The sequence below is a fragment of the Paenibacillus xanthanilyticus genome (assembly GCF_042682185.1).
Lineage (GTDB): Bacteria > Bacillota > Bacilli > Paenibacillales > Paenibacillaceae > Paenibacillus_Z > Paenibacillus_Z xanthanilyticus.
This window is the reverse complement of record NZ_JBHUHA010000002.1, coordinates 1,727,881-1,741,456: the sequence shown is the minus strand read 5'-3', so window position 1 is coordinate 1,741,456 and position 13,576 is coordinate 1,727,881. Positions and strand designations below refer to the sequence as shown.

General features: G+C 60.2%; 10 protein-coding genes. 9 read left to right on the top strand and 1 reads right to left on the bottom strand.

The genetic code is table 11. The features are described 5' to 3' along the window. The first annotated feature begins 12 nt into the window (after window positions 1–12). The 8 genes from ACFSKT_RS24820 to ACFSKT_RS24785 all read left to right on the top strand — a co-directional run bounded on the left by ACFSKT_RS24820 (window position 13) and on the right by ACFSKT_RS24785 (window position 10,677). Window positions 13–1,281: an MFS transporter gene (locus ACFSKT_RS24820; protein WP_377720968.1), complete on the top strand. Its 1,269-nt coding sequence runs from the start codon at window positions 13–15 to the stop codon at window positions 1,279–1,281. Between the two features lie 169 nt (window positions 1,282–1,450). After that, complete coding sequence (locus tag ACFSKT_RS24815) at window positions 1,451–2,500, top strand: sugar ABC transporter substrate-binding protein (RefSeq protein WP_377720969.1); 1,050 nt, start codon at window positions 1,451–1,453, stop codon at window positions 2,498–2,500. 41 nt (window positions 2,501–2,541) lie between these two features. Next, on the top strand, window positions 2,542–4,245 hold the full coding sequence (locus ACFSKT_RS24810) for a methyl-accepting chemotaxis protein (protein WP_377720970.1): 1,704 nt from the start codon (window positions 2,542–2,544) through the stop codon (window positions 4,243–4,245). 216 nt (window positions 4,246–4,461) lie between these two features. After that, entirely contained in the window at window positions 4,462–5,454 is a 993-nt protein-coding gene (locus ACFSKT_RS24805) for a GNAT family N-acetyltransferase (RefSeq protein WP_377720971.1), read from the top strand. A gap of 219 nt (window positions 5,455–5,673) precedes the next feature. After that, entirely contained in the window at window positions 5,674–6,270 is a 597-nt protein-coding gene (locus tag ACFSKT_RS24800; RefSeq protein WP_377720972.1) for a sigma-70 family RNA polymerase sigma factor, read from the top strand. Continuing rightward, window positions 6,267–7,823 carry an ABC transporter substrate-binding protein gene (locus ACFSKT_RS24795; protein ID WP_377720973.1) on the top strand — a complete coding sequence of 519 codons (1,557 nt, stop codon included), beginning with the start codon at window positions 6,267–6,269 and terminating at the stop codon, window positions 7,821–7,823. Before ACFSKT_RS24800 ends, ACFSKT_RS24795 begins: the two co-directional genes overlap by 4 nt. Beyond that, the gene (locus ACFSKT_RS24790) at window positions 7,795–9,168 is read left to right on the top strand and encodes an ABC transporter substrate-binding protein (RefSeq protein WP_377720974.1); all 1,374 of its coding nucleotides are present in this window, start codon (window positions 7,795–7,797) and stop codon (window positions 9,166–9,168) included. Before ACFSKT_RS24795 ends, ACFSKT_RS24790 begins: the two co-directional genes overlap by 29 nt. A 195-nt stretch (window positions 9,169–9,363) precedes the next feature. Continuing rightward, window positions 9,364–10,677: an ABC transporter substrate-binding protein gene (locus ACFSKT_RS24785; RefSeq protein ID WP_377720975.1), complete on the top strand. Its 1,314-nt coding sequence runs from the start codon at window positions 9,364–9,366 to the stop codon at window positions 10,675–10,677. Window positions 10,678–10,773: 96 nt separating this feature from the next. Here ACFSKT_RS24785 and ACFSKT_RS24780 read toward each other — a convergent pair whose 3' ends face one another. Further along, window positions 10,774–11,949, bottom strand: a complete 1,176-nt coding sequence (locus ACFSKT_RS24780; protein ID WP_377720976.1) for an ROK family protein — start codon at window positions 11,947–11,949, stop codon at window positions 10,774–10,776. Window positions 11,950–12,254: 305 nt separating this feature from the next. On the opposite strand from ACFSKT_RS24780, the gene xylA reads away from it, so the two are divergent. Next, window positions 12,255–13,568, top strand: coding sequence for a xylose isomerase (gene xylA, locus ACFSKT_RS24775; protein ID WP_377720977.1), 1,314 nt, complete (start codon window positions 12,255–12,257; stop codon window positions 13,566–13,568). The last annotated feature ends 8 nt before the right edge of the window (window positions 13,569–13,576 follow it).

Below are 13,576 nucleotides of genomic sequence, written 5' to 3'. Positions count from 1 at the left end.
GAGTATATTACCGTGTCTAATCCTGCTGTATCCAAGAAAGGCCCAGGTATTCTAGGCAATCCATTCATCCGAACGGCCATGCTGTCGCATATGATGCTGCAAATCGGCATCTGGGTGCGTAATTTCGCCGTCCTCCTCTATGTGACCGAGAGGACGGATCAAGATCCGGTCGCGGTCTCGCTGATTTCGGTGGCGGAATTCGCCCCGATCTTCATCTTCTCGTTCATCGGCGGCACGTTCGCCGATCGGTGGCGTCCCAAACGGACGATGGTCGGCTGCGATCTGCTATCCGCCTTATCCGTGTGCGCGGTGCTGCTTACTTTGGCGTTCGAAGTATGGGAGGCCGTGTATTTCGCCACCTTCGTCTCGGCGGTGCTCTCGCAATTCTCGCAGCCGTCGATGATGAAATTGTTCAAGCGCCAAGTGCCGCCGGAGCAGCAACAGGGCGCGATGGCGATGACGCAGACGTTGACCGGCGTGTTCATGGTGCTTGGTCCTGCCCTGGGAGGCGCGATCTACGGCGCATTCGGGATCGAGACATCGCTCGGCTTTACCGGCGCGGCATTCCTGGCTTCGGCCCTCATCCTGCTGCGCTTGCCGAAGGACGAAGCGCCGGTGTCGAGGGGCGGGGAGCGGCGCCGGTTCGTGGCGGAGCTGGGCGACGGATTCCGGTACGTATTGCGCAGCAAGGTGCTTCGGACGCTTAGCATCACGTTCGCGTTTGTCGGTCTGTCGAGCGGCATCGCGAACACGCTGGGGATATTCGTCGTCACCGATTTGCTCGGCAAACCGGAGTCGTTCATGCAATATTTCCAGATGGCGAACGGCGCGGCGGTGCTCGCAGGCGGGATTTCCGTGGCGCTTCTGGCGAAGAAAATGTCGCCGCCGCAAATGCTGCTCTTGGCGCTCGCGTTCGATACGGCCGCCTTGATCGGCATGGGCTATTCGACGAGCACGGCGCTCACGCTCGGTTTGAATGCCATCGCGGGCTTCTTCTTCCCCGTCATTCAAGTGGCCATTAGCACGATGATGCTCCGTTGGACGGAAGGCGCCTTCATGGGGCGCGTGGGCGGGGTCATGATGCCGATGTTCACCGGGACGATGGTGCTCATGATGGCGGTCAGCGGACCGCTGCTCCACGTGTTCTCGCTGGGGACGATGGCCATTATTTCGGGGGCGTTCATGTTGGCCGGCGGCATGATGCAATTCGCGATCATGAAGGAGCGCGCCCCTTCGTTCGCGCGGCAGGAACCGCAGCCTCCGGCTTCTTCGGCCGTTTAGCGGTCGTCGATCGGTATGAAGCAAAAGGGTTATCCTCGGGGATAACCCTTTTGTCCGTGTCCCGGTGGAAGAAGCTTCTACTTACCAGAGCGCTTCGAATAACCGATATTTTATCCATCATCCAAAACATTCATTCAGAATATTCATTCAGAGAAGGAGACTAGCGATTATGAAACGTGTACGCCCCTTGGTGTTACTGGCCTGCATCGCGATGCTGTTGCTGACGGCCGGGTGCTCGGCCGCAGTGGATCCGTCGTCTACCGGCGAGCAGAAGCTGCTGATCGGTCTTTCGTTCCACAATCTGATCGACGAGCGGTGGCAGCGCGACCGCGACACGTTCGAGAGCAAGGCGGCCGGCCTTGGCGCGGACGTGATTACGGTTGAGGCGGGCGGCGACGAGCAGAAGCAGTTGAACCAGATTGACGAACTGCTCGAGCAGAACATCAACGTGCTGGTCGTCGTGGCCCAAAATACGGAGAACATGAAGTCCGCTGTCGACAAGGCGCGGGCGAAAGGTGTAAAGGTGCTCTCATACGCACGTCTCATGAAGAACGCCGACGTTGATTTTTACGTGTCGATCGATAACGTGAAGGCCGGCGAAATGCAAGCGGAAGAGATTCTGAAGCTGGCGCCGTCCGGGAATTATGCTTACATCGGCGGAGGCGACACGGACAACAACGCCGTACTGCTGCGCGACGGCTCGATGAACGTGCTGAAAGCAAGCAGCGGCATTACGCTCGTCGGCGACGAATATTCGAAAGACTGGAACCCGGACGAGGCGCTCAAACATATGCGGGCGATCCTCGCGAGGACGGGCGGCAATATACAAGGCGTCGTGGCGGCGAATGACGGTACGGCGGGAGCGGCGATTCAGGCGCTCGCCGAATATGGGCTGGACGGCAAAGTACCGGTATCCGGCCAGGACGCCGAACTGGAGGCGCTGCAGCGCATCGCGGCGGGCAAACAGGCGATGACGATTTACCTCCCGATCGAGAATATGGTTGCCGCGGCGGCAGAGGCGGCGGTAGAGCTTGCGCAGGGCAAGGAACCGGCGGCGAACAATAAAGTGCCCAACGGGATGAAGGACGTGCCGTCCAACCTGCTGGAGCCGGTCATCGTCACGAAAGCGAACATAAAGGCAACGGTTATCGATAGCGGATACGCGCAGCTGGAGGACGTCTACAAGGATATCCCGAAGGACCAGTGGCCGGCTTCCTAAACATCCAGATGCATCAATACACAGATAGGAGCTGATAACCTATGAGATTCACTATCCGGGCCAAATTGTTCAGCGGCTTCCTTGCTTGCGTCTGTTTGCTTCTGATCGGAAGCATAACGGGACTCTTGCAGATGAACGGTCTTGGCGCTACGGTTACGAACGTAACCGGCACGAATTTGCAAAGCGTCATTCTCATAAACGATATGGGCTTGTCCATGAAAAGCATGGAGAACAGCCTTCTCCAAATGATGAGCAGCACGAAATACAGCGAATTGCAGACGCTCAAGGCTTCCGTGCTCGAAGAGCAGAAGAACATGGAGGCGCTGCAGAGCCAGTATGCGGCGTTCACGCAGGACGAAGCGACGAAGCTCGACTACTTCCAATTCAACAGCGACTGGTCGGCGTTCTCGGCGCAGCTGCCATCGCTGATGAAGAGACTGGAGTCGACCGACAAGGCCGATATCCCGGTCAGAACCGTCAACTATATGAAATACTTGAGCAAAAAAGCGGGCGAATCGGTGAAAAGCCTCGTCGAGGTGAATCGCGCGGATGCTACGTCCGAAGCGGAAGACGCGCAGAAGACGCTTAGCTCCGGCAAGACGATCGTGTTGATCATGGCGATATTCGGCCTGGTTCTGGCCATGGTCATCGCGACCTGGATCTCGATGCTGATCGGCGGCGCGATCCGGAAGATGAAGACGTACGTCTCTCAGGTCGCGCAGGGCGATCTGACGGCCGTGCCGCCGGTCATCCGGACGCGCGACGAGATTAGCGATCTGGCCGCGCATATGCAGCTGCTCTCCGCGAGCCTGCGCGAGAAGCTCTCGAATGTCATCTTGGGTTCGCAGCAGCTGGCCGCCACGTCGGAGCAATTGACCGCCTCCGCCGAGCAGACCGCCAAATCGACCGAGGTCATTACCTTGGCCGTGCAGGAGATCGCCCAGGGAGCCGAGGAGCAGGTGAGCACGATCCTGAAGTCGATCGGCTCCTCGGAGCAGCTGGCCGGCAGCGTCGATCATGTCAACGATTCGCTCGGCGAAGTATCCGCGACGTCGAACCAAGCGATCAAGATGACCGAGCGCGGCAATACCGTGATCGCGCAGTCCGTCGCCCAGATTGACGTCATCGCCAGCAAGGTGACGACCTCTTCGGAGTACGTGTTCTCGCTCGGCCAGAAGTCCGAGCAAATCGGCAGCATTGTCTCCGTCATCTCGGGCATCGCGGGCCAGACCAACATGCTTGCGTTGAATGCGGCCATCGAAGCGGCGCGCTCCGGCGAACATGGACGCGGCTTTGCGGTCGTCGCGGAGGAAGTACGCAAGTTGGCGGTCCAATCCAGCGGCGCGGCAAGCCAGATTTCGGGACTGATCCAGGAGATCCAAAGTCAAATTCACCACGCGATTCACGCGATGGAGCAAGGCAACGACGCGGTGAAGGAAGGCATGGTCATCATCGGCGACGCCGGCTCCGCCTTCGAGCAGATCCGCGCTTCCATCGTCGCGATGGACGGCCGCTCGCAGGAGGCGGTGCGCGACGCGCACGCGATCCGCGCCGAGACGAATCAGGTCGCGTCCGATCTGTCCACCATCTCCAAGGTGGCGCAGACCGCATCCCGACATACGCAAGGCGTCGCGGCGTCCGCGGAAGAGCAGAACGCCACGATGGAGGAGATCGCGGCCGCCTCGGCGATGCTCGCACGGCTGGCGGAAGATTTGCAGGAGGCGCTCTCGACGTTCAAGCTTTAACGCGGGACCTTCGAACATCGATAATCGCCTCCATGTACGCACGAGAAGTCCGCTTTGCCATGAAGAAGCCCTCATGTCCTTTCGCGACATGAGGGCTTTTTGGCGCAGGCGCACGATGGCGACTTTCAATATACCCAAATTCTACCATGAATTGGTATGCTCGCTATGGGATAATGGAATCAAACGGAAGCGATTCCATGATAGAGGAGAAGATGCATGCCAACATTTACGATTCGCAAAATGCGCCAGCCCGAGGATTTCGCCGCGGCGGCGAACCTGCTCAATTACGTTAACTCGGAGCCGACGACGGCCGAACGACTGGAAGAAGAAGAGAAACAAATCCCGCCAGGTCAGCTCCATTACGACGAGCAAGGGAGGCTAATGGGATGGGATCGCCCGCAATGGGTGGCCGAGGACGAGAGCGGGACGGTCATCGCATACGCCATCGCATGGCGGGCGCCCTGGACCGAGCCCGGCGGGCTGATCCATACCTTGGTCGTCCATCCGGATCATCGGGGCGAAGGCGTCGGCAGCGCGCTGCATGACGAGCTGCGCCAATGGGCGGAGGAAGCGAAAGCTTCCCGCCTCATCGACTTCGGCGTCCGGGAGACGGACGAGGCGTCGATCGCGTTCGCCGAACGACGGGGATACGCGAAGGACCGGCATATGTTCGAGTCCGTGCTGGAGCTCTCCTCGTTCGACGCCGGCCCGTTCGAGGACGCGATTCAAGCGGCGGAGCAAAGCGGCATCCGGTTCGTGACGCTGGCCGACGAAGCGGGCGAAGAGAACGAGCGGAAGCTGTATGAGCTGTACAAGGTGACCCACCCGGACATTCCGGGCTACGACGGGGACTACCCCTGGTTCGAGGAGTGGAAGAAGTGGAGTCTCGATCCGCCGGGCTTCCGCCCGGAATGGATCCACCTCGCCAAGGACGGCGACCGCTACGTCGGTGTTGTTACGCTGCACCGGAACGAGGGGACGGGGGCCATGTATCACGACTACACGTGCGTGCTGCCGGAATATCGCGGCCGTCGGCTCGCGCTCGCGCTGAAGGTGCTTGCCGCCCGGACGGCTCGCGGTCAAGGCGTTCCTTACCTGCGGACGCACAACGATTCGATGAACGCGCCGATGCTGCGGATTAACCGGGATTTGCTGGGCTTCCGGGCGGAGCCGGGCTTCTATCGGATGATCAGAGAGCTGCGCGCATAGCTAGTCGGATGGAACATAGGCAGGCGAAGACACGGGCTGCAGCCGCGAAAGACGCGGATGGCGGTCCGTTTTTTTGTGTTGTTCCGGGTAGAATCGGGGGATAAAATGGAATTCGTGCCCAAATGAGAAATTCGATGGAATCTGCAGGTCGAATAAGTCTCCAAAAAAAATTTCGGAAATAAGGGAACTATTTTCCAATCCTTTCGTCTACTTGCCGAGGTGAACGAGTTGCAATTCGAATTTTTGAAGCATGTCACGGGCGGACTGGACCGCGATACGGTGCTGAGCGAGCTGATGCGCGAATACGGCAAGGACGTGTGGAATTTCGCGTTTTTCCTATCGCGCAGACGCGAGCTGGCCGACGACATCGCGCAGGACGTGTTCGTGAAAGTATACGAGCGGCTGTACGATTTCCGCGGCCAATCCTCCATTCGCACGTGGCTGCTGGCCATTACGCGCAATACGGCGATCGACGCGCTCCGCTCGTCGTGGCTGAAGCGGGTCATTCTGCTGCCGGGCCGGATCGAGCGGTTCGCTTCCCCTTCCGCCGAGCAGGAGACGATGCGGCGCCTGGAAGCGGACGAGTTATGGGACACTGTGCTGGACTTGCCGCGCAAGCTGCGGGAGGTGCTGCTGCTCAGCTGCCACTACGGGCAATCGATGCGCGAGATCTCGGAGCTGCTCGGGATCTCCGAAGGCACGGTGAAGTCGCGCCTGCATCGGGCCAGGACGGCGGTCAACCGGAAGCTGGCGCGCGGCGCCTTCGATGCCGCGGATCGCGCGGGCGACCTTTCAGTAGAGGAGACGTGGTCATGAGCGAACGGACGCAGGATTGGCAGCAGAAGCTCCGAGGCGAGCCGCCGATCGAGAACGGATTCACCTCGCAAGTAGAACGAAAGGTGAGGGAGAGGATCCGAATGAAGACGAAAGAGCGGCGTGCCCCGCTGCGGATGGTCGCGGCCGCGATGAGCATCGCGGTGATCGCCGGCGGCGGATGGTGGTTCAAGGATGATTTGCAGGGATGGATGGCGAGGGAAGCGACGACCGACGTGCCGGCCGCGCTGCGGAACGATCCGCTTGCGGATACGGCCGTGGAGCTGAAGGTGCAGCAAGATTCGATGTCCAGCTTCCTGTTCGATAACTATGGCAAGAAGATGTTCATCATTCGTCACCCGTCGGTAAGCTTCCAGACGCTAACGCCGCCTCCCATGGATGCATCGGGCGATATGGCGCAATGGACGCAAGCCTTTGAGACGTGGATGGATCAAGCAAGGCCGGACGTGCTGCAGCTGCCGTACAACATGTATGTCGAATTAGCGGCGAAAGGAAAGCTCCTGTCGCTCGAATCGCGCATCCAGAGCGCGAACATCGATCTGGATGTTTATTATAAACCGATCACCGAGCTGCTCCGGCTGGGCGGCGGGGGCGAGCTGTACGGACTGTCCGCCAGGTTCGATACGAGCGTCGTGTATATCAACAGGAAGCTGTTCGAGTCCCGGAGCGTGGCGCTGCCTGCCGAAGACGGCATGACGGTGGACGAGATTCTGGCGACGGCGGCTCGTTTTGCCGGTACGGGCGCGGCCGGATTGTACGGACAGAGCGGGAATCAGACCTACAGGATCGTGAATTTCATGGGCGAGACGTCGGGACTGCAATCGGTTGTGTACCAGGACGGCGCTTGGCGGGCGACGGTCGGCACGGAGGGCTGGCAGAACATCTGGCGGAAGATGGCCGAAGGGTCGAAGACGGGCTGGCTGCAGCACGCCAAGCCGCTCGGCAGCAGCTACACGTACGACGATCGAATGAAACAGGATGCCTTCGCGCAGGGCAATGCGGCAATGACGATCGGCGGCGCGGCCTATGCGCATATGTTGGAGGACTACAAGTCGTTGGGCCGAATCCAGGACGATTGGATGGCCGTGCCGATCAAGCCGGCCGACGGAGCGCCGAACCAAGACAGCTTCCTTATGCCGGGAACGGTCTATGCCGTCAACGCGGCCTCTTCGAACCAAGAAGCGGCTTGGGAAGTCGTGAAGTTCATGGCCGGGCGGGAGTTCGGCAAGAAGCTGATGTCGCCTGAGATTTTATCGGATACCGTCAGCAGCCGGCTGGACGTTCAGAGCGCCGCCGAACAGCGTCGGTGGCAGGCGTTCTATGCGGGCACGATGGAACCGGCCCAAGCCTATAAGCAGCTGACGGCCGCGAAGCCGGGCTACTGGAGCGCGACGGGCGTGCTCGCCGAAGCGGGAGCCAAGTATATGAAGGCCGTGACGGACGGCGGGTCGACGGAGGCGGAGGCGCTTGAGCGCATGCAGGCCGAGCTGGATAAGACGCTTCCCTATGTCGGATTGGAGGTTCCTGACCAGTGACGTACGTGGGACGGAGACGACCCCGCGGCCTTGCGCTGCCGATGATGCTGGTGGTGCTGCCATCGCCGCGCTGCTCGGCGGATGCGCGGAAGAGAACGCCGCGGCGGCGAAGACGACGCTCAAAATCGCGGTCGTGAACGAGAGTTGGTATCGCCACTTCTACGGGGATTACATCGAGGCCGCCTTTCCCGAACAGCCGATCGAGCTGATCGTAACGGAACCGGACGACCGGCATCCGCCGACCTACGAGCAGTACAAGCGGCAGCTGGCGGAGACGCAGCCGGATTTGATTTTGAACGACCGGGATTTCTACCGGAGGCTGGCCGAGGATGGGCTGCTCTCGGATTTGTCCGCCCGCATGCAAGCGGATGGCATGGACGAGAACCGATATTTTCGCGGAATGCTCGAAGGGATGAAAGTCGGCGGTCAGCTGTACGGGCTGTCGCCGTGGTTCGATGCCTCGTTCCTGACCTATAACGAGGATCTATTCCGACGGTATGGCATCGATCCGCCGCGCAGCGGAATGACGATGGCGGAGGTGCTGGCGCTGGCGGACGAATTCTCGCGTGCGGGCAGCGCGAAGGACGGGATCTATGGGTTTCACGCGAATTTGCAGAGCATGCCGTACGATCACCTCTTCCTGTTTGCCTTCTGGGAAGGGATTCGGATGTACAATGCCGACACGGGGAAAGTGACGCTGAATACGCCCGCATGGGAGCGGATCGCTGGGAGTATCATCGAAGCCTACCGTTCGGGCACGTTCTACATGCAGGATATCGAGGGCCGGGTGGAGGATGGCCGCACGTATTACGATAAAGAGATGATGGAGGCGGGCGAGCTGTTCGGTCAGGGCAAGGCGGCGATGACGATCGATGGCTACCGTGCGGACGGCGCATCGTTCAAGGTCGGACGCGTGGCCGGGCCGGTAAGTTCGGCGAATCCCGGGCATTCGGCGACGGTAACGCTGCATCAGTTCATGGGTATCGCTTCGTCGGCGGCGCAAGCGGATCGCGCGTGGAAGGTGATTCGGTTCATGATGAGCGACTACGTGGCCAAGGCGACCGTCGCGGTCGAGGAGGATCGTCTCACCTCCAATCGGGCGTATTTGGAGTACCGGCCCGATCCGACCTTGTCGGAGGTGTACGAACTGCTCCCCTTGCCATACGTGGAGACGAACCAAGAAGCGATGGACGATTATGACTGGACCGCGTTCCGCAGACCGTTCGAGGATATGATCGATGCGGAGATGAAGAAGGCGATCCACGGCGAGCGGACGGCCGCGGAGACGATGGCGGCGATTCAGAAAGAAGGGCAGGCGCTGCTTGACATGGCGCGGCGTGAATAGCAGGAAGGCGCTCGAATGAAGCGTCCAAAGAGCGGGCTAAGACATTTTACGTCGGTCCCATAGCAAGCAGGCGCAAGGCGGTCAGATAAGGAGTTAGCAGCGATGCGGATAAATGGGCAATGCAGGACATGTAACGGCCGGAACGGCCTCAGAATACGCTTCCTCACGGCTGCTAGAGCGGCGCCCGCAGCGGTCATGAGCCTGGTTCTGCTTATGCTCGCGACCGGGTGCGCCGAACAGGCGGAGACGCGCGTGCAGCCCGCGCTTAAAGTTCTTGCCGCGAGCCAGGCGGAATTCGACCGAAATTACGGGGATTATATCGCGGCGGCTTTCCCGGAGCTCGAAGTGACGGTAATTGAGACAAACGCGGCGAATCCGGTCGGCATCACGGAGGCGCAGGTCGAGCAGCTTCTGCAGGCGGAGCAGCCGGATCTGATCTGCATCGCATTCAATCCCAACTTGTACCGGGGGCTTGCAGCGGACGGCCTGCTGACGGATTTGTCCGCGAGCATGAAGGCGGACGGACTCGCGGAAACGGATTATTACGCAGGTATGATCGAGGGATTGCGGATCGACGGGACGCTGTATGGACTCGCGCCGACGTTCCAAACCTCCTCGATCGTGTATAATCCGGCGCTGTTTCAACAATACGGCATCACGCCGCCACGCAACGGGCTCACGTCGGAGGAGCTGTACGCGTTAGCGAACGAATTCGCGCTGGCGGGGAGCGGAGGAGCTGGCGTGGCAGGGCTGCATTTGGATCATGTGGACCGCCCCTTCGATCATCTGTGGAACTTCGGCATGCGGGAAGGCATGACGCTCTTCAACATGAAGACGGGGAAAGTGACGGTCGATACGCCGCATTGGGCGCGGTTCGTCGGGACGCTGCTGCAGAGCTATAGGCTGGGGACGTTCAAGCTGCGGCCGGACGAAAGCGGGAGCGGGATCGAGCAATCCTTTAATGAAGGCAAGGCGGCGATGTCGATCGAGGTCTTCAACACGTCGGAGCTGTATGCATTCGCGGGCGTGGGGCAGGAGCGCGCTTTTCCAGTCGGGAAGGCGGTCGGGCCGCTCGGCATGGACAGTCCGAATCGGAGCGACGACATTTATTTTCCGGGCGTGTTGGCGATTCCCGCTGGGGCGAAGGAGACGGAGCTCGCGTGGACGGTGACGAAATTTCTGATGAGCGACTATATGGCGAAGGTGTGGAACGCGCTCTCGAATTCGAACCTCCCGTCGAATCGCGCATATATGAAGTACAACGACGATCCCGTTCTGCCGGGGCTGTACGAGCTGCTGCCGAAACCGGCCTTCCCCCTGGATACGCTCAATGGCGACTACGACCCCAAGTTCATGACGCGTTTCGGGGAGCTGGTCAATCGCGAATTCGAGGTGGCGGTCGCGAACGGAATCGGTGCGAAGGAATTGGTGCGGACGCTGCAGTCGGAGGGGCAGGAGCTGCTGGAAGCGCATAAGCTGGCGCCGGGAACGCGGAAACGCGGAAGCTAACGGGGCGGAGCGATAAGGGACGAAGAAAAAGCCGTACCGCGGGCGCAAGCCTTGCGGATACAGCTTTTTTCGTTGTTTACGATCGAGCCGCCTGCATTAACCTCCCGCATGACCGCCCTTCATCCGCGCGATGAACCCGCTGATCGCGTAATACGCCGCGCCGCGGACGGCCGATTGCTCGCGCAGGTCCGCGAACAGGATGCGCATCCGCTCGCGGTGGAACGAGAGCGTCCTCGCGTTGACGGTGTCCGTCAGCGCGTCCTCGATCCAACGCTGCGCCCGGCTCATCCGGTTGCCGATGATGACGGCTTCCGGATTGAACACGTTGACGATGTTGGCGATGCCGATGCCGAGCGATTCGCCGATCCCTTGGAACAGGCGAAGCACGTCGGCGTCGCCCGCATCCGCGGCGCGAAGCAGCGCGCCTAAGTCGGCATGCCCGAGCGAGGCAGCTTGCTCGAGCAGCGCGTTCTCCGACGCGTACAGCTCCCAGCAGCCTTGGTTGCCGCAGCGGCAGGGCTTGCCGCCGCGTTCGATCGACAGATGGCCGAGCTCTCCGGAGAAGCCGGAAGCGCCTTTGTACAGATCCTTGTGCAGGATGATGCCCGTCCCGATCCCGATGCCGACGCTCACGTAGATCTGGTGCGCGATGCCGCGGCCGGCGCCGTATTTCTGCTCGCCCTGCGCGCCGGCGTTCGCCTCGTTGTCGATCGTCACCGGCACGCCGAAGCGCTCCGCCAACCGGCGCTGCAGGGGCATGTCCCGCCAGCCGAGATTCGGCGCGAACAGGATGGCGCCTTCGTCGTCCACGACCCCGGGGACGCCGACGCCAATGCCGACGAGACCGTGCGGGCAGGCGGGAATTTGGCTCCGAAGGCTGTCGATGCAGTCCTCCAGCTGGCGAACGATGATTTCCTCGTCCTTCGTGGCGATCGTCTGCTCATGCTCGGCGACGACCGTTCCCTCGAGATCGGTCAGCACGCCCCGGATATAGTTGACGCCAAGGTCGATGCCGACGGCGAAGCCGGCCTTCGCATTGAAGAGGAGGATGACCGGCTTGCGGCCGCCGCTCGATTCGCCGGGGCCGGTCTCCACGACGAGGCTCGCGTCGATCAGATCCTGCACGAGACTGGAGACGGTCGCTTTGTTGAGTCCGGTCCGCTCCGAGATTTGCGCGCGCGAGAGTGGCGCATGCTTGAGCACCGCTTCGAGCACGATAGCGGTATTAATCTTTTTGATCATGGCGAGGTCGCCCGTAGCTTTGGCTTTCATATTCGAAACACGCTCCATCGTTAATGACGCAAGAATGACCTAATGAAAGAAGGTATTGAAGACGTTGGCCGATCTCGAGCAGATCAGCCGCGCCGCCGAGTGCGGCAGCCTTGACGGTCATGCCGCTCATTGTAACATAGATCGGGCATAAAAAAAGTGTAACATAAACTTAGTTTGTTTAATAGACAAACTAAGTTAGTTCATGCTATGCTAAGTGCAGGTCATCGAAAGACAGCGTTTTCAACAACGAGCAAGATACGCAGCTGTACTCGTTCATTCCATAATCCCAAGGAGGCATCCCCATTATGTCGTACTTCAAAAACATCAACAAAATTCAATACGAAGGCAAAGGCACGGACAATCCGTTCGCATTCCAGCGCTACAATCCGAAGGAAGTCGTGCTCGGCAAAACGATGGAAGAGCATCTTCGCTTCGCGGTCGCTTACTGGCATACGTTCACGTACGGCGGCGCGGATCCATTCGGCGTAAGCACGTCGGTACGCGGCTGGGATTACAGCGACGCGATGGACCAAGCGAAAGCACGCGTCGAAGCGAACTTCGAGTTCCTCGAGAAAATCGACATCCCGTTCTACGCGTTCCATGACCGCGACATCGCGCCGGAAGGCGAGACGCTGCAAGAGACGAACAAGAACCTGGACGTCATCGCCGACCTGCTGGAATCCAACATGAAGGCAACCGGCAAAAAGCTGCTCTGGAACACGGCGAACATGTTCACCAATCCGCGTTTCGTTCACGGCGCGGGCACGACTTCCAATGCGGACGTGTATGCCTATGCCGGCGCGCAGCTGAAGAAGTCGCTTGAGATCGGCAAACGCCTCGGCGCCGAGAACTATGTCTTCTGGGGCGGCCGCGAAGGCTACGAGACGCTGCTGAACACCGACATGGCGCTTGAGCTCGACAACCTGGCGCGCCTGCTCCATATGGCTGTTGCTTATTCGAAGGAAATCGGCTTCGACGCCCAATTCCTGATCGAGCCGAAGCCGAAAGAGCCAACGAAGCACCAGTACGACTTCGACGCGGCGACGACGATCGCGTTCCTGCAGAAGTACGGCCTGAAAGACTACTTCAAGCTTAACCTGGAAGCGAACCATGCGACGCTCGCGGGCCATACGTTCGAGCACGAGATCCGCACGGCCGCGATCAACGGCATGCTCGGCTCGCTCGACGCGAACCAGGGCGACCTGCTCCTCGGCTGGGATACCGACGAGTTCCCGACGGACCTGTACTCGACGACGCTTACGATGTTCGAAGTGCTGAAGGCGGGCGGCATCGGCCGCGGCGGCGTCAACTTCGACGCCAAAGTACGCCGCGGTTCGTTCGAGAATGAAGATCTGTTCCTGGCGCACATCGCGGGCATGGATACGTACGCATGGGGCCTCAAAGCCGCAGCCAAGCTGATCGAAGAGAAGGTGATCGACAACATCGTCGACAACCGCTACCGCAGCTTCAAAGAAGGCATCGGCGCGGACATCGTCTCCGGCAAGGCGACGCTGCACACGCTTGAGCAATATGCGCTGCAGAACAACCCGATCATCAACGAGTCCGGCCGCCAAGAGCGTATCAAACTGCAGCTGAACGAAATCATCTTCAGCGTCTAATAGGGGGC

Coding starts and splice junctions, on each gene's coding strand:
- ACFSKT_RS24815 (WP_377720969.1), top strand. CDS start 1,451: ATGAAACGTGTACGCCCCTTGGTGTTACTGGCCTGCATCGCGATGCTG.
- ACFSKT_RS24810 (WP_377720970.1), top strand. CDS start 2,542: ATGAGATTCACTATCCGGGCCAAATTGTTCAGCGGCTTCCTTGCTTGC.
- ACFSKT_RS24805 (WP_377720971.1), top strand. CDS start 4,462: ATGCCAACATTTACGATTCGCAAAATGCGCCAGCCCGAGGATTTCGCC.
- ACFSKT_RS24795 (WP_377720973.1), top strand. CDS start 6,267: ATGAGCGAACGGACGCAGGATTGGCAGCAGAAGCTCCGAGGCGAGCCG.
- ACFSKT_RS24790 (WP_377720974.1), top strand. CDS start 7,795: ATGTCGGATTGGAGGTTCCTGACCAGTGACGTACGTGGGACGGAGACG.
- ACFSKT_RS24785 (WP_377720975.1), top strand. CDS start 9,364: ATGAGCCTGGTTCTGCTTATGCTCGCGACCGGGTGCGCCGAACAGGCG.
- ACFSKT_RS24780 (WP_377720976.1), bottom strand. CDS start 11,949: ATGAAAGCCAAAGCTACGGGCGACCTCGCCATGATCAAAAAGATTAAT.
- xylA (WP_377720977.1), top strand. CDS start 12,255: ATGTCGTACTTCAAAAACATCAACAAAATTCAATACGAAGGCAAAGGC.